The following is a 16,441-nucleotide window of genomic DNA, read 5'->3' on the forward strand; positions in this document are numbered from 1 at the left end:
CCGGCGTCTGACCGGCACCACGCACCGCGCCACCGCCGGGCCGGACCCCTCCGGGGGTCTGCCCGGTGGGCGGCGCCGGGGGAGTGCGGGTCCGGGCGAGCAGGGCCCCGCGCGCCCGGCGGAGGAGGGCCTCCGCGCACGGAAACGCTCCCCGGCCGGAAGGCGTGGGGACGGCGGCGTCCGGCGGCAGCGCCGGACCACGCCTTTCCGGCGTGATCCGCCCCGGAGACCCGCATGACCTGAGCCGGAGCGCGGCGCCCGACGCCCGGCGATCACCCGTATGCCGTGCGGCCCCCGGTCCGATCCGCCCCGCCGGACCCCGGCCCCGGCACGCCGGGCCCCTTGCGGGCCCCCGGGCCCGCCCGGGCCGGCGGGAGGGGACGGGCCGTGGCCGTGTGCGCAACGCGGCCGGGTGATCAGCACCGATCCGGGCGGGGGCGAGCGCATCCGCGACCGGGGCACCGTCCTGGCCTTCCTGGTCGCGGAGATGTACCGGGACCATCCGGGGGCACCCCCGCCGGCCGGCCGCTCCAGCTCCCGGCCCCGCGGCCCCGTGGCCGGCCCGGCCGGGCTGTCCGCCGGCTCTGGTAGGACTGTGACGGTGAGCAGCGACAACGGGCGCCCGGGCGGGGAGCCGCCCCATGATCCCCCCGCCGCCGGGCCGGCCGGGGGCGAGCAGCTCGCGCTCATCCGCGAGACGGTCCGCGCGGCGAAGGTCCCCCGCGCCCGGCCGCGCACCTGGCGCGGCGCCCCCCTCGCCGAACGGCTTCCGGTGGCCCGCGTCCTGGTCGACAAGGGTCTGGTCCACCTCGACCGCTACTTCGACTACGCCGTCCCCGCCGCCATGGACGCCGAGGCGCGGCCAGGTGTCCGCGTCCGGGTCCGCTTCGGGGCGGGGGAGCGGGACGGGCGGCGTGAGGGCGGCGGGCTGATCAACGGCTTCGTGGTCGAACGCCGCGCGGACAGCGACTACCCCGGCACCCTGGCGCCCCTCGCCCAGGTGCTCTCCCCCGAGCCGGTGCTCTCCCCCGGGCTGCTGGCCCTCTGCCGGGCGGTGGCCGACCGGTACGCCGGTGCGCTGGCGGACGTCGTCCAGCTCGCGGTGCCGCGCCGGATGGCCCGCGCGGAGAAGAAGGAGTCCCCGCCGGCGCAGCCCCCGCCGCCCGCGCCGGACCCGGGGAGCTGGACCCGCTACCCCGACGGCCCCGGCTATCTGCGCGCCCTGCACGCGGGCGCCGCCCCCCGCGCCGTGTGGACCGCCCTGCCCGGCCCCGAGTGGCCCGACGAACTGGCCCGGGCCCTCGCCGCCACCCTCGCCGGCGGCCGCGGCGCCCTCGCCGTGCTGCCCGACGGGCGCGCCGCCGCCCGGGTGGACGCCGCGCTGACCGCCCTCGCCGGCCCCGGGCACCACGTCCTGCTCACCGCCGACGCCGGGCCGGAGGCGCGCTACCGCCGCTGGCTCGCGGTCTCCCGCGGCGCCGTCCGGGCCGTCGTCGGCACCCGGGCCGCCATGTTCGCCCCGGTCCGCGACCTGGGCCTGGCCGCGCTCTGGGAGGACGGGGACTCGGGCCACGCCGACGAACGCGCCCCCCACCCGCACGCCCGCGAGGTGCTCACGCTCCGCGCGGCGCACGAGGGGGCCGCGTTCCTGCTCGGCGGGCACGGACGCACCGCCGAGGCCGCGCAGCTCGTCAGGACGGGCTGGGCCCGCGCGCTGGCGGCGGACCGTGCGACGGTCCGCGCCACCGCGCCCCGCGTCCGCACCATCGGCGACGGGGACGAGGGCCGGGACCCGGCGGCGCGCGCCGCGCGGCTGCCGAGCCTGGCCTGGTCCACCGTCCGGGACGCCCTGCGCCGGGGGCCGGTGCTGGTGCAGGTGCCCCGCCGGGGCTACGTCCCCCGGCTGGCGTGCGAGCGCTGCCGGACCCCCGCCCGCTGCCGCCACTGCGCCGGCCCGCTGGAGGCCACCGGCGCGGCCGAGGCACTGTGCTGCGGCTGGTGCGGGCGGACGGAGCCGGGGTGGCGGTGCGCCGAGTGCGGCGGCGCGCGGCTGCGCGGGCAGGTGTTCGGGGCCCGGCGCACCGCCGAGGAGCTGGGCCGCGCCTTCCCGGCCGTGCCGGTCCGTACCTCCGGCCGTGACCACGTCCTGGACACGGTGGGGCCCGCGCCCGCGCTCGTCGTCTCCACCCCGGGGGCCGAACCCGTGGCCGAGGAGGGCTATGCCGCGGCGCTGCTCCTCGACGGCTGGGCGATGCTGGGCCGCCCCGATCTGCGGGCCGGTGAGGAGACGCTCCGCCGCTGGCTGGGCGGGGCCGCGCTGGTCCGCCCGGAACCCGCGGGCGGGACGGTCGTCGTGGTGGCCGACCCCGGGCTGCGGCCGGTGCAGGCGCTGGTGCGCTGGGACCCGGCCGGGCACGCGGAGCGCGAGCTGGCGGACCGCGCCGAACTGGGCTTCCCCCCGGTCTCCCGGATGGCGGCCGTGTCCGGCCCGCCGGAGGCGGTGGCGGGATTCCTGGAGACGGTACGGCTGCCGGCGGACGCGGAGGTGCTGGGCCCGGTGGGACTGCCCGTCCCCGGCCCCGGCGGTGCCCGCCCGGGCGGGCCGCCCCCGGGGGAGCGGTGGGACCGCGCGCTGATCCGCGTCCCGCCGGGCACCGGGGCGGCCCTGGCCGCGGCGCTCAAGGCGGCGCGGGCGGCGCGGCTGGCCCGCCGTGAGACGGCTCCGGTCCGCATCCGCGTCGACCCGCCGGACCTGGGCTGAACGGGCCGGCGTACCCCCGGGGACAAGACGGGGCCCCGGTGTGAGGGGCGTGGGCCGGGGATCCGTGGGCGGCCGGTGGGTGTGGCGCGCCGCCGCGCCCGCCGACGGCGACGCCGCGGAGAGAGGCGTACCGGGCCCCGCGCCGTCGGCGGGATCCGCCGGACGGCCGGGCCGGGGTGCCGGAGTCCGGACGGCCGGGCCTGGGGCGCCGGAGTCAGCCGTTGCGCGGCGTGGGCAGGGTGTTGCGGCGGGCGGGCTCGGCCAGGCCGCCCGGATGGCCCCCCTCCGTCAGGGCGGTGGCCGCCGCGGCGCGCGGGGTGGCCACCGCCCGGGCGGCCGGCACCGCCGGGGTGACGGCCGGGCCCCGCCGCTCCGGCGTGGCGGCCGGTTCCGGGAGGGCGGCGCCCGCCCCGGCGTCCGGGGCCTGGGCCGTCCCGGCGGCGGCCTCGGTCTCTGCGGCCTCCGCGGCCGCCTCGGCCTCCGCGGTGCGCGCCGCGGCCCGCCGGGCGCCGCCGTAACGGCGGTGGACGGCCTGCTTGGTGACGCCGAGCGCGGAGCCGACGGCGTCCCAGGAGAAGCCGAGCGACCGGTCGAAGTCGACGGCGGCGGTGACCAGCGTCTCGACGCTGTCCCGCAGTTCCTGCGCCAGCCGGACGGTCGGGGCCGGCGCCCGCCCGTACACGATGAACCCCGCCGCGGAGGGGCCGCCGCGGCGGGGGCGGTAGACGGTGCCGAGCTGGGCCGTGAGCGTGCGCAGGGCGTCCGCCTGCCGGCGGACCCGCTCGATGTCCCGCACCAGCAGGTGCAGGCTGGCCCGGGCCTGGTTGTCGTGCGTGGAGTGGTCGGCCATCAACAAGCCTCTCGAACCGGCGTTGCAGGGGACGGACCCCGGCCGGGGCCCTGTGGCTGTCAATCTCCCGTGACCAACGCGGCAGCCGCCCGGCGGGTCACGGTGGTGGAGCGTGCGGGTACGAGCCGGGGGCGCACGCCCACGCACACGCCCCCTGGTCCGGGTCCTAGACTGGGGCGCTCTTCCCGGTCCCGGCCTCCCGTCCCGCCCGCGGGCGCGGGGCGCCGGCCCGGGGCCCGACCCCCTTGAGAGGCAGCGCTCCCCGCGATGAAGCTCGTCTTCGCCGGCACCCCCGAGGTCGCCGTCCCCGCCCTGGACGCCCTGATCGCGTCGGACCGGCACGAGGTGGTGGCCGCCGTCACCCGCCCCGACGCGCCCGCCGGCCGGGGCCGCCGGACGGTCGCGTGCCCGGTCGCGCGGCGGGCCGAGGAGGCGGGCATCGAGGTGCTCAAGCCGGCCCGGCCGCGGGACGAGGACTTCCTGGCCCGGCTCCGCGAGATCGGCCCCGACTGCTGCCCCGTCGTGGCCTACGGCGCGCTGCTGCCCCGTGCCGCGCTCGACATCCCCGCGCGGGGCTGGGTGAACCTGCACTTCTCGCTGCTCCCGGCGTGGCGGGGCGCGGCGCCCGTACAGCACGCGGTGCTCGCCGGTGACGAGCTGACCGGCGCCTCCACCTTCCAGATCGAGGAGGGCCTGGACTCCGGACCGGTCTACGGGGTGGTCACCGAGGAGGTCCGGCCCACCGACACCAGCGGCGACCTGCTGACCCGGCTCTCGCTCGCCGGCGCCGGGCTGCTGGCGGCCACCATGGACGGCATCGAGGACGGCTCGCTGCGGCCCGTGCCGCAGCCCGCCGAGGGCGTGAGCCTGGCCCCCAAGCTCACGGTGGAGGACGCGCGGCTCGACTGGCGGGCGCCCGCCCTCCGGGTCGACCGCGTGGTGCGTGGCTGCTCGCCGGCGCCCGGTGCCTGGACCCTCTTCCGCGGGGAGCGGCTGAAGGTGAGGGCGGTCGGCCTCGCGCCGGACCGTACCGGCCTGGAGCCGGGTGAGCTGTCGGCCGCGAAGAACGCCGTGCACGCGGGCACCGGTTCGCACGCCGTGGAACTGCTGTGGGTCCAGCCGCAGGGCAAGAAGCCGATGCGCGCCGCCGACTGGGCCCGCGGGGTCCGCCTCGGCCCGGAGGACCGGCTCGGCGGCTGACAAGCCACCGCCCGTCAGCCCGTCAGCCCCGTCAGCCTGTCAGTTCGCCCGTCCGCCGCCCCGGCGTCCGGGCGGGCGGCGGGGCCTGGCGCGCCCCGGTCCCCAGGCCGCCGCCGTGCGTTCCCCCGTCCCGTGCCCCCGTTCCCGCGCGGCGCCGGAGGGCGTGCCCCGAGCCCCGCGCCTTGATGAGGGGACGGGAAGGCGGCACCCGGGCAGCTCCCCGGGGTTGCGTGCGGAACTCCACTCCGAGGACGACCCGGCGTCCCGTTGCGGCATGACGGGCGTCCCAGCGGCGAGGTCCAGGGCGGGTAGTCAAGTTTGACCAATGGTCCATGCGGGCATTACCGTCCCGCGCAGTAGTCAAGTTTGTTCAGTGGTCCGGCCGTGCCCCGGCGCGACCGGCCCGATCGAGGGAGCAGGATGACCGAGCAGCACGTGATGCCCGCCGCCGGAGCCGGTTTCACGCCGGGCGAGGAGGACCTCCGCTCCGTGACGGAGTGGTTCGCCCGGTACGACGCGCTCGCCGCCCGTGGCGAGGTCGAGGCCATGGCCGGCATGGCGCTCTTCCCGCTCAACGTCGTCACCGACGACGCCGCGGGCGAGGGGAGCGCCGAGAGCTGGGACCGTGAGCGGTTCACCGCCACCATGGGCGAGGTCACGGCCGGCGCCGGGGGCGATTCCCCCGTCACCTTCGAGTCGGTGCGCACCCCGCACTTCCTCACGGCCTCGCTGGTCCTCGTCGTCACCGACGCGGTCATGACGGCGGGCGGGCACCGCCAGGCCGTCCGCTACGCGGATCTCCTGGTCAAGCGGGACGGTGCCTGGCGGTTCCAGACCATGATCCAGGGCGGCTGGGGCGGCGCGGGGGACACCGCCGGCGCGGCGTAGGCTGGGCGGGGCCCTCCCCCCGTACCCCGCGGAGCACCTTCCCCGTGACCGAGCAGTCCCGTCGCCGCCACCCCGGCAAGCCCTACCGCCGTCCCCGCAAGGACCCCGTGCGCATCCTCGCCTTCGAGGCGCTGCGCGCGGTGGACGAGCGGGACGCCTACGCCAACCTCGTGCTGCCGCCGCTGCTCCGCGAGGCCCGCGCGAAGGGCGGCTTCGACGACCGGGACGCGGCGCTCGCCACCGAGCTGGTCTACGGCACCCTGCGCGGACAGGGCACCTACGACGCGGTGATCGCCGCCTGCGCCGACCGGCCGCTGCGCGAGGTGGACCCGCCCGTGCTGGACGTCCTCTCCCTCGGCGCCCACCAGCTGCTGTCCACCCGTATCCCCAGCCACGCGGCGGTGAGCGCCACGGTCGAGCTGGCCCGGGTGGTGCTCGGGGACGGGCGGGCGAAGTTCGTCAACGCCGTGCTCCGCCGGATCGCCGCCGACGACCTGGACGGCTGGCTGGCCCGGGTGGCGCCGGACTGGGAGGAGGACCCGGAGGACCATCTCGCCGTGGTCCACTCCCACCCGCGGTGGATCGTCTCCGCGCTCTGGGACTCCCTCGGCGGCGGCCGGGCGGGCATCGAGGATCTGCTGGCGGCCGACAACGAGCGGCCCGAGGTCACCCTCGTCGCCCGGCCGGGGCGGTCCACCCCGGGGGAGCTGCGGCAGGCCGCGGAGGAGCTGGCGGGGGAGGGGACGGCGCTGCCGGGCCGCTGGTCGCCCTACGCGGTGCGGCTCTCCGAGGGCGGGGAGCCGGGCGCGCTGGAGGCCGTCCGCGAGGACCGCGCCGGCGTCCAGGACGAGGGCAGCCAGCTCGTCGCCCTCGCCCTGGCCGCCGCCCCGCTGGAGGGGAGCGACCGGCACTGGCTCGACGGCTGCGCCGGGCCCGGCGGCAAGGCGGCGCTCCTCGGCGCTCTCGCGGCGGAGCGCGGGGCCACCCTGGTCGCCGCCGAGAAACAGCCGCACCGGGCCCGTCTGGTGGCCCGTGCCCTGGCCGGGAACCCCGGCCCGTACCAGGTGGTCACCGCGGACGGCACCCGGCCGCCGTGGCGGCCCGGCAGCTTCGACCGGGTGCTGGTGGACGTCCCCTGCACCGGGCTGGGCGCGCTGCGCCGCCGCCCCGAGGCCCGCTGGCGCCGCCGCCCCGCGGATCTGGACGGCTTCGCCCCGCTCCAGCGCGGGCTGCTGCGGAAGGCGCTGGAGTCGGTGCGCCCCGGCGGAGTCGTGGGTTACGCCACCTGCTCCCCGCATCTGGCCGAGACGCGGGCCGTCGTCGACGACGTGCTGAAGGGGCGCGGCGGTCCGGCCGTGGAGGCCGAACTCCTCGACGCGCGGCCCCTGCTGCCCGGTGTCCCCGCGCTGGGCGAGGGCCCCGACATCCAGCTCTGGCCGCATCTCCACGGCACCGACGCGATGTACCTGGCGCTGCTGCGGCGCGTGTCCTGACCGGAGGGCCGCCCCGGGCCGGCCGGCGGAGCTGCTCCGTACGCACGCCGGCCGGTCACGGACGTCCCCGACATCCATGACCGGCCGGAGCCGGGGCGCCCCGTGGAAGCGGCCGGGGCGGTCGGTCGGTCCGGTGGCCGTCTCAGCCGCGCGGAAGGCCGGCGGGATCACCGGTGGGCGGGTCCTGGGGGGTGGGGAGGCAAACCGGGACGCCCTCGGGCGGGAGCTGGTCGACGGTGACGTAACGGGAGTTGATCCAGCCGCCCGGGGCGGGGTACGCCAGCCGGTACCAGAGGTCGTCGCCCTGGACCGGTTCGCCGAGCGCGGAGCAGGCGAGCCCGACCCGCGTGCCGCCCCACAGCGACCGGAGCAGCCGGGAGTCCGTGGCGGGCTCCGACCACACGGGGGCCGTGGAGCCGTAGGGGACGTCGACGTGGCCCCGCGCGACGGCGGCCGCGGCGGCCGGGTCGTTCAGGGCGCCCACCGCGTCGTCGCCCGGGCCGGCGGCGGTCACGCGCCCCGTGTCCGGCGCCGCGGCGTGGGCGGCCGCCGCCCCGCCGCCCGCCAGGACGAGCGCCACCAGGGCGGCTGCCCCGAGCCGCGATCGCTGCGTTGTCATGGTCCGTTCCTTTCCTCGGGAGTTCTGGATCCCCGGGAGTTCGGGGATGCGGCACCGGGGGCGCCCGTCCCGGCCGCTCAGGGGTGACGGCCCGTCAAGCCGGCCGGGACCGGGCCCGTCCGGCGGACGGAGGGCGGGAGGGGTCAGCCCACGGCGGCGCTGTCGCCACCCTCCGGGGCGGTGGCCGCGTCCCCGGCGAGGGTGCCGGTCTCCACCGGCCCGATGCCGCCCTGGCAGTACGGGACCGTCCCGGTGTTCTGGACGTACCGGGCGGCGGCGTAGCCGGGGCGGTCGCGCAGCAGGTACCACAGGTTGTTGCCGTCGACGTTCTGGCCGACGACCTTGCAGATCAGGCCGACCTGCTGCCCGTAGGCGAGGGCGGGCGGCAGGATCGAGTAGGTGGTGCCCGGACCGCTGCGCACGTTGAGCTGGCTGGCGACGACGGTGCCGTACGGCTGGGCGGGGGCGGTCTCGCCGCCGCCGATGCCGCCGGTGTTGCTGTCTCCGCTGGCGACGATGCCGTCGCGGCCGGTGACGTTCTCGTTGCCGATCACGACCTGGTTGTTGTCACCCTCGACGACGACGGTCGGGCCGCCGGGCCGGCCGCCGGCGTCGGCGGGCGCGCTCGCGCCGTCGGTTCCGGCGCCGTCGAGGGCCTGGGCGGCCGGCCCGGCACCCGTCAGGGCCAGCGCCGCCACCAGTGCCGTCAGGCCGAGGCGCGTCACGTGCTTCTTCATGTCCGTTCCTTTCACCGCGGGGCCGCGGGGCTGCGGGGGGTACAGCAACGGACCTTATAGACAGATAAGAGAATTATCGTCTGATTCCACCAATGATGGGCGGGTCGGCCGCCCCCGGTGCCCTGCGGGGCCCGGAGGGTGGGGTGGCCGGTCCCGCCGCGTCCTCGGAGGCGCCGATGATCACCTTCCCGAAACGTTCCCGCGCGGTTCGGGACACAGGGTCACGGAATGCCGGAAACCGGCGGTCACGGAGTTTTGCGACCCATGGCAGGCTGTCCTCATGGCCGTGCAGATCAGTCCCAGCATTCTCTCCGCCGATTTCTCCCGCCTCGCGGAGGAGGCGCGTGCCGTCGAGGGCGCCGACTGGCTCCATGTCGACGTCATGGACAACCACTTCGTCCCCAACCTCACGCTCGGCGCGCCGGTCGTGGAGGCGCTCAGCCGCGCGACGGACACCCCGCTCGACTGCCATCTGATGATCGAGGACCCGGACCGCTGGGCCGCCGGCTTCGTCGAGGCCGGCGCGGGCTCGGTCACCTTCCACGCCGAGGCCGCCGCCGCCCCCGTCCGGCTGGCCCGCGAGATCCGGGCCAAGGGGGCCCGGGCCGCGATGGCCCTCAAGCCCGCCACCCCCGTGGAGCCGTACGAGGACCTCCTGCCGGAGCTGGACATGCTCCTGGTGATGACCGTGGAACCCGGCTTCGGCGGGCAGGCCTTCCTCGACATCACCCTGCCGAAGATCCGCCGCACCCGGGAGCTGATCGCGAAGCACGGCCTGGAGATGTGGCTCCAGGTGGACGGCGGCGTCTCGGCCGACACCATCGAGCGCTGCGCCGAGGCCGGCGCGGACGTCTTCGTGGCCGGCTCCGCCGTCTACGGCGCCGACGACCCGGCCGCGGCCGTCCGGGCGCTGCGCCGCCAGGCGGAGGAGACCCCGGCGGGGGCCGGCTGGGCCTGCGGCCACTGAGCCCCGGTCCCCGCGGGCAGCGGGAAGCGCCCCGGAGGACACGGAGCGATGAACTCCGGTGAACTTGCCGGGGCGGGGGGCCACGGGCACCGGCCGCCGGCCGCCGCTTCTGACAGGATGGCGGTGGCGGGCTCAGCAACGGGGCAGCGACCAGAGAACCAGCGAACCAGAGAAGGAGAACGCGGTGTCGACGGGCCGGTCAGCCATGCGGATGGGACCCGCGGAGCTGGTGCAGGCGGCGGCCATGGCCCGCCGCTTCTACCTGGAGGGCAAGTCGAAGATCCAGATCGCGGAGGAGTTCGGCGTCAGCCGCTTCAAGGTGGCCCGGGTGCTGGAGACGGCGCTCGAACGCGATCTGGTGCGCATCGAGATCCGCGTCCCGGCCGAGCTGGACGCCGAGGCCTCCGACGCGCTGCGTGCCCGCTACGGCCTGCGCCACGCCGTCGTCGTCGAGTCGCCCTCCGACGCCGAGGACGACGGGGTGGACCCGGAGAACCTCGGCGAGGTCGCCGCCGACCTGCTCGGTGAACTGGTCAGCGAGGGCGACGTCCTGGGCCTCGCCTGGGGCCGTTCCACCATCCACATGGCCGCCGCCCTGGACCGGCTGCCCCCCTGTACCGTCGTCCAGCTCACGGGCGTGTACGACGCCGGGACCGCCGAGCGCGGCTCGGTGGAGGCCGTCCGCCGGGCCGCGACCGTCTCCGGCGGCGAGGCGCACCCCATCTACGCGCCGATGCTGCTGCCCGACGCCACCACCGCGGCGGCGCTCCGGGCCCAGCCCGGCATCGCCCGGGCCTTCGAGTACTTCGACAAGGTCACCGTGGCGGCCGTCTCCATCGGCTCCTGGGAGCCGGGCGTCTCCACCGTCCACGACATGCTGTCGGACGAGGAGCGGGCCCACTACGCCTCGCTGGGCGCCGCCGCGGAGATGTCCGCGCACCTCTTCGCCGCCGACGGGCGGACGATCGGCCGTGACCTGGGGGAGCGCTGCATCACGGTCGAGGCCGACCGGCTGCGCCGCATCCCCGAGGTGGTCGCCATCGCGGGCGGGCGCCGGAAGTCGGCCGCGATCGACGCGGTGCTCCGCTCCGGCCTGGTCACCAGCCTCGTCACGGACACCGCCGCCGCGGACCGCCTGCTCCGCGAGACCGGCCCGCAGCCGCGCCCGGCCCTGGACCGGGTGGACCCCGAGAGGGCCTGAGCGCGCGGGCGGGCCCCTCCCGGCTCGGCCCGGCCGTCCCGTCACCGGACCGTGCCCGGTCCTCGCGTCGCGTCTCCCCATCCCGATCCGGCCGTTCCGCGCCACGGAGTTCATCACCGCCCCGCGAGGGGTCTGCGATTCCTCAGGTGGGCGGCCAGTAACAAGCCTTTGGCGCCGCATCGGCGGCCCCGCCCAACCCGGCCGGCAGGGGAGAGCGACGGCCCGGGACAGGCGCGGGCCGCCCCCGCCGTTCCGCCGAGCCGTGCGGCTCCGCCCGTTCCCCGCCCATCCGCCGGCTCCGCCCGGCCACGAGGGCCCGCCGGTCCGCCGGGTTCCCGGACCTCCGTCCGGTGCGCCGGTCGGCTAGCATTCCGGAGCAAGGCAGGTTTTCCAGCCCGGCAGGCGAGCCCCCGCACCCTCCGTCCCGGAGGCGCAGACGACGGCGGGGGCCCTTTGCTGTGCGGACGGGGGTCCTGCGCCATCTCGCGTGAAAATGTGGGACCTATGCACTTCCTTGAGCCCGGCACGGGGCGCCGCGTGGACGCGGCTCCGGTTCCCTACGACCTGACGTACGACGATGTCTTCATGGTGCCGAACCGTTCCTCCGTGGGATCCCGGCACGGGGTGGACCTCTCCTCCTCCGACGGGACCGGCACCACCGTCCCGATCGTCGTCGCCAACATGACCGCGATCGCGGGCCGCCGCATGGCCGAGACGGTGGCCCGCCGCGGCGGGCTCGTCGTCCTGCCGCAGGACATCCCGCTGGGGGTCGTCAGCGAGGTGATCTCCTGGGTGAAGCGGCGCCACCACGTCCTCGACACCCCGATCACCCTGCCGCCGGCCGGGACGGTCGCGGAGGCGCTCTCCCTGCTCCACAAGCGGGCGCACGGCGCGGTGGTCGTCGTCGAGGACGGGCGGCCCGTGGGCGTCGTCACCGAGACGGACCTGAACGGGGTGGACCGCTTCACCCAGCTCTCCGAGGTCATGTCCCGCGAACCGCTGCTCGTGGACGAGGACGTCGACCCGCGGGACGCCTTCAACCGGCTCGACGCGGCCCACCGCCGGCTGGCGCCCGCCGTGGACGCGGACGGGCGTCTCGTCGGCATCCTCACCCGCAAGGGCGCGCTCCGCGCCACCCTCTACACCCCCAACACCGACGCGGCGGGCCGGCTGCGCGTCGCCGCGGCCGTCGGGATCAACGGGGAGGCCGTACGGCGGGCCGAGGCGCTGTTCGCGGCCGGTGTGGACACCCTCGTCGTGGACACCGCCCACGGCCACCAGGAGTCCATGCTCACCACGGTGCGGGAGATCCGCGCCCTGGATCCGGCGGTCCCGGTGGTCGCGGGCAACGTCGTCTCCGCGGAGGGCGTGCGGGATCTGGTGGCGGCGGGCGCCGACATCGTCAAGGTGGGGGTCGGGCCCGGCGCCATGTGCACCACCCGCATGATGACGGGCGTGGGCCGCCCGCAGTTCTCCGCCGTGCGCGAGTGCGCCGCCGAGGCGCGCCGGCTCGGCCGCCACGTGTGGGCCGACGGCGGGGTGCGCCACCCGCGGGACGTGGCCATGGCCCTGGCGGCCGGCGCCTCCAACGTCATGATCGGCTCCTGGTTCGCCGGGACGTACGAGTCCCCCGGGGACCTCCAGCAGTCCCCGGACGGCCGCCTCTACAAGGAGAGCTTCGGGATGGCCTCGGCGCGGGCCGTCCGGCGGCGTACCAGCGAGGAATCGGCGTACGACCGGGCGCGGAAGGGGCTGTTCGAGGAGGGCATCTCCACCTCCCGGATGTATCTGGACCCGGAGCGGCCCGGGGTGGAGGACCTGCTCGACTCGATCGTCGCCGGTCTCCGCAGCTCCTGCACCTACGCGGGCGCCTCCACCCTCGACGAGTTCCACGAGCGGGCCGTGGTCGGGGTGCAGAGCGCCGCCGGTTACGCGGAGGGCAAGCCGCTCCACGCCAGCTGGGGCTGAGCCCGGTGCCCGCCGTGGGGGACCCGCGGCGGGCACCGCGCACCGTACCGGGCTCGGGGCCGGTGAACTGTGGTGTACTCCGTGGACCGGGCCGGGCCTGACCGGACCGGGCCGGGCCCGACCGGGAGCACTGCCCCGTCCCGGCCCCGGCCCCGGCGTGCGGGAGGCCCGGGCGACGGGCGGCTCCGGTGCCCCGGCCCCGGGCCGTGCCGCCGGCGTCCATGAGCCCCGCCGCCTGCCGCCGCCGTGCCGCCGCCTCCGCGCGGCGGGCCCGGCCCGTCCGCCGCCCGTGACCGTCCGCCCCCCCCGGAGAGGTGATCCGAGCGCCGTGCGCCTGAACGAACTCGACGAACGCATCGTCCGCGCCCTCGCCGGGGACGCCCGCCGCTCCTACGCCGATGTCGGGGCGGAGGTCGGGCTCTCCGCCCCTGCCGTCAAACGGCGGGTGGACCGCCTGCGCGCCGAGGGCGCCATCACCGGGTTCACCGTCCGGGTGGACCCGGCGGCGCTCGGCTGGGAGACGGAGGGCTTCATCGAGCTGTACTGCCGCCGGCACACCTCGCCCGAGGCGATCCGGCGGGGGCTCGCGCGCTATCCCGAGGTGGTGTCCGCGTCCACCGTCACCGGTGAGGCGGACGCCGTGGCGCAGATCTTCGCCTCGGACATGCGCCACTTCGAGCGGGTGCTGGAGCAGATCGCCGGCGAGCCCTATGTGGAACGGACCAAGTCCGTGCTCGTCCTCTCGCCGCTGCTGCGGCGCTACGGCTCCGGGGCGCCCGGCTGACACCCGCCGGGGCGCCCCGCCGCGCTCTCCGCGGGCCGGCGCGACGGGCGCGCGCCCTCTGCGCAATGAATCGCCGTGAGAAGGCCCGCAGACGCAACGAATCGCGCGCCGGTGGCAACGGTCGCGGCTTGTCCGGCCGTGACGGGCGAACGTACCGTTTTTCCGTCCCCCTCATCGCCCGATTCGTACCGCCCCGAGGTCCGTCATGCCGCCGTTGCCTATCGCCCTGCTCCAGAGTTCCGGCCGCCCGGGCGACGTGGCGCACAACCTGCGGCTGCTCGACGAGGCCGCGGGGCGCGCGGCGTCCGCCGGTGCCCGGCTGCTGGTCACCCCCGAACTGTTCCTCACCGGTTACGCCGTCGGCAGCGCCCTGCCCCGGCTGGCCGAGACCGCGGACGGGCCGTCCGCCGGCCGCGTCGCCGCGACCGCCGCGCACCACGGCGTGGCCGTCGCCCTCGGCTATCCCGAGCGGGACGGCCGCGCCCTGTACAACGCCGTCTCCCTGACCGGCCCCGACGGCACGCGGCTCGCCGGCTACCGCAAGACCCATCTCTACGGGGAGTTCGAGACCGCCGCCTTCACCCCCGGCGACCGGGCCGTCGTCCAGGCGGAGCTGGACGGAACCCGGCTCGGCCTGCTGGTCTGCTACGACGTGGAGTTCCCGGAGACGGTGCGCGCGCACGCGCTGGCCGGCACGGAACTGCTGCTCGTGCCCACCGCGCTGATGCGCCCCTACGAGATCGTCCCGCGGACCCTGCTGCCCGCGCGGGCCTGGGAGAACCAGCTCCACATCGCGTACGCCAACCGCACCGGGCCCGAAGGGGAGTTCGACTTCGCCGGGCTGAGCTGTCTGGCCGCGCCGGACGGCACCGTGCCCGCCCGCGCCGGGCGCGGTGAGGAACTGCTGTTCGCCGAGGCCGACCCGGAGACGCTGCGCCGCTCCCGCGCCGCCAACCCCTATCTGCGGGACCGGCGCCCGGAACTCTACGGCCCGCTCGCCGCCCGCGGCTGACGCGCGAGTCGGCGCGCCCGGGCGCAGGCAGCCACCGGGGGCCGTCTCCCACGCCCGGACGACCCCCGCCCGCACCACCGCACCCGTGGGGCAACCGCCCGCGCCCGCGGCACCCGTGACCCCGAACCGCCCGCAGCGCCGTACCCGAACCGCCCGCACCGCCGTACCCCCGCACCGCCCCGTACCCCCGCACCGCCGTACCGCCAGGAGAGCAGCCGATGACGTCCGTGCCCACCGCCGTCCACGACGAGCAGCACGCCCAGGCCCAGGCCCGGCCCCCCATCACCATGATCGGCCCGGATTTCCCCTTCCCCTACGACGACCACCTGGCGCATCCGGCCGGTCTCGGCTCGGTGCCCGCAGCCGAGCACGGCACCGAGGTCGCGGTCATCGGCGGCGGCCTGTCCGGCCTGGTCACGGCGTACGAGCTGATGAAGACGGGGCTGAAGCCGGTGGTCTACGAGGCCGACCGGATCGGCGGCCGGCTCCGTACCGTGGGCTTCGAGGGCTGTGACCCGGGGCTGACGGCCGAGATGGGCGCCATGCGCTTCCCGCCGTCCTCCACCGCCTTCCGGCACTACGTCGACCTGGTGGGCCTGGAGACGAAGCCCTTCCCCAACCCGCTCGCGCCGGGCACCCCGTCCACCGTGGTGGACCTCAAGGGGCGGTCCCACTACGCGCGGACGCTGGAGGACCTGCCGCCGGTCTTCACCGAGGTGATGAACGCCTGGAACACCTGTCTGGAGGAGGGCGCCGACTTCGCCGCGATGCAGCGGGCGCTGCGGGAGCGGGACACCGAGGCGATCCGGGCGATCTGGGCCCCGCTGGTGGAGAAGCTGGACAACCAGACGTTCTACGGCTTCCTCTGCGACTCCCCGGCCTTCCGTTCGTTCCGGCACCGGGAGATCTTCGGACAGGTCGGCTTCGGCACCGGGGGCTGGGACACCGACTTCCCCAACTCGATCCTGGAGATCCTCCGGGTCGTCTACACCGGCGCCGACGACGATCACCGGGGCATCGTCGGCGGCAGCCAGCAGCTGCCGCTGCGGCTGTGGGAGCACCGGCCCGAGAAGGGCGTCCACTGGCCGCGGGGGACCTCGCTCGCCGATCTGCACGCGGGGCGCCGGCCGCGTCCGGCGGTGACCCGGCTGCACCGCACCGCGGGCAACGGCATCACCGTGACCGACGCCGAGGGCCGTATCCGCACCTACCGGGCCGCGGTGTTCACGGCGCAGTCCTGGATGCTGCTGTCGAAGATCGACTGTGATGACGCGCTCTTCCCGATCGATCACTGGACCGCCGTGGAGCGCACCCATTACATGGAGTCCTCCAAGCTGTTCGTCCCGGTCGACCGGCCGTTCTGGCTGGACCGGGACGAGGAGACCGGCCGGGACCGGATGAGCATGACGCTCACCGACCGGATGACCCGCGGCACCTATCTGCTGGACGACGGCCCGGACCGGCCCGCCGTGATCTGCCTCTCCTACACCTGGTGCGACGACAGCTCCAAGTGGCTGCCGCTGAACGCGCACGAGCGGATGGAGGTCATGCTGAAGTCGCTCCGCGAGATCTATCCGAAGGTGGACATCCGCAAGCACGTCATCGGTGACCCGGTCACCGTCTCCTGGGAGGACGAGCCGTGCTTCATGGGCGCGTTCAAGGCCAACCTCCCCGGCCACTACCGCTACCAGCGGCGGCTGTTCACGCACTTCATGCAGGACCGGCTGCCCGCGGACCGGCGCGGCCTCTTCCTCGCCGGTGACGACGTCTCCTGGACGGCGGGGTGGGCCGAGGGCGCGGTGCAGACGGCGCTGAACGCCGTGTGGGGGGTGATCCACCACTTCGGGGGCGGGACCGACCCGTCCAATCCGGGGCCGGGCGACCGCTTCGACGAACTGGCGCCGGTCGAACTGCCGGAGGACTGAGCGGGCCCTGCCGTGGCGCGGTCCCGCGGAGCCCCT

13 protein-coding genes are annotated in these 16,441 nt (G+C 76.7%); 10 read left to right on the forward strand and 3 right to left on the reverse strand.

Going from position 1 to position 16,441, the window contains the following annotated elements:
• Window positions 1-601: 601 nt before the first annotated feature.
• Complete coding sequence (locus HCK00_RS21710; protein WP_375781996.1) at window positions 602-2,761, forward strand: primosomal protein N'; 2,160 nt, start codon at window positions 602-604, stop codon at window positions 2,759-2,761.
• A 214-nt stretch (window positions 2,762-2,975) separates the two neighbouring features.
• On the opposite strand, the gene HCK00_RS21715 is transcribed toward HCK00_RS21710, so the two are convergent.
• A complete protein-coding gene (locus HCK00_RS21715) occupies window positions 2,976-3,611 on the reverse strand; it encodes a hypothetical protein (protein ID WP_168103712.1) in 636 nt (211 codons plus the stop codon).
• A 267-nt stretch (window positions 3,612-3,878) separates the two neighbouring features.
• On the opposite strand from HCK00_RS21715, the gene fmt reads away from it, so the two are divergent.
• The 3 genes from fmt (at window position 3,879) to HCK00_RS21730 (ending at window position 7,192) form a co-directional block, all read left to right on the forward strand.
• On the forward strand, window positions 3,879-4,811 hold the full coding sequence (gene fmt, locus HCK00_RS21720) for a methionyl-tRNA formyltransferase (protein ID WP_168103713.1): 933 nt from the start codon (window positions 3,879-3,881) through the stop codon (window positions 4,809-4,811).
• Between the two features lie 420 nt (window positions 4,812-5,231).
• Window positions 5,232-5,699: a nuclear transport factor 2 family protein gene (locus HCK00_RS21725; protein WP_240965968.1), complete on the forward strand. Its 468-nt coding sequence runs from the start codon at window positions 5,232-5,234 to the stop codon at window positions 5,697-5,699.
• 44 nt (window positions 5,700-5,743) lie between these two features.
• On the forward strand, window positions 5,744-7,192 hold the full coding sequence (locus tag HCK00_RS21730) for an RsmB/NOP family class I SAM-dependent RNA methyltransferase (protein WP_168103714.1): 1,449 nt from the start codon (window positions 5,744-5,746) through the stop codon (window positions 7,190-7,192).
• A 142-nt stretch (window positions 7,193-7,334) separates the two neighbouring features.
• On the opposite strand, the gene HCK00_RS21735 is transcribed toward HCK00_RS21730, so the two are convergent.
• Both HCK00_RS21735 and HCK00_RS27025 read right to left on the reverse strand, forming a co-directional pair.
• On the reverse strand, window positions 7,335-7,811 hold the full coding sequence (locus tag HCK00_RS21735) for a hypothetical protein (protein ID WP_168103715.1): 477 nt from the start codon (window positions 7,809-7,811) through the stop codon (window positions 7,335-7,337).
• 143 nt (window positions 7,812-7,954) lie between these two features.
• Window positions 7,955-8,548: an SH3 domain-containing protein gene (locus HCK00_RS27025; protein ID WP_206320720.1), complete on the reverse strand. Its 594-nt coding sequence runs from the start codon at window positions 8,546-8,548 to the stop codon at window positions 7,955-7,957.
• A gap of 280 nt (window positions 8,549-8,828) precedes the next feature.
• On the opposite strand from HCK00_RS27025, the gene rpe reads away from it, so the two are divergent.
• The 6 genes from rpe (at window position 8,829) to HCK00_RS21770 (ending at window position 16,405) form a co-directional block, all read left to right on the forward strand.
• Entirely contained in the window at window positions 8,829-9,515 is a 687-nt protein-coding gene (gene rpe, locus HCK00_RS21745; RefSeq protein ID WP_168103716.1) for a ribulose-phosphate 3-epimerase, read from the forward strand.
• Window positions 9,516-9,699: 184 nt separating this feature from the next.
• Window positions 9,700-10,716: a sugar-binding transcriptional regulator gene (locus HCK00_RS21750; protein WP_168103717.1), complete on the forward strand. Its 1,017-nt coding sequence runs from the start codon at window positions 9,700-9,702 to the stop codon at window positions 10,714-10,716.
• A gap of 504 nt (window positions 10,717-11,220) precedes the next feature.
• Window positions 11,221-12,684, forward strand: coding sequence for a GuaB1 family IMP dehydrogenase-related protein (locus tag HCK00_RS21755; protein ID WP_168103718.1), 1,464 nt, complete (start codon window positions 11,221-11,223; stop codon window positions 12,682-12,684).
• Window positions 12,685-13,012: 328 nt separating this feature from the next.
• Complete coding sequence (locus tag HCK00_RS21760; RefSeq protein ID WP_168103719.1) at window positions 13,013-13,468, forward strand: Lrp/AsnC family transcriptional regulator; 456 nt, start codon at window positions 13,013-13,015, stop codon at window positions 13,466-13,468.
• 205 nt (window positions 13,469-13,673) lie between these two features.
• Complete coding sequence (locus tag HCK00_RS21765) at window positions 13,674-14,480, forward strand: carbon-nitrogen hydrolase family protein (protein ID WP_168103720.1); 807 nt, start codon at window positions 13,674-13,676, stop codon at window positions 14,478-14,480.
• Between the two features lie 218 nt (window positions 14,481-14,698).
• Window positions 14,699-16,405, forward strand: a complete 1,707-nt coding sequence (locus HCK00_RS21770; protein ID WP_168103721.1) for a flavin monoamine oxidase family protein — start codon at window positions 14,699-14,701, stop codon at window positions 16,403-16,405.
• Window positions 16,406-16,441: the final 36 nt, after the last annotated feature.

Source organism: Streptomyces zingiberis, from assembly GCF_012034935.1.
Lineage (GTDB): Bacteria > Actinomycetota > Actinomycetes > Streptomycetales > Streptomycetaceae > Streptomyces > Streptomyces zingiberis.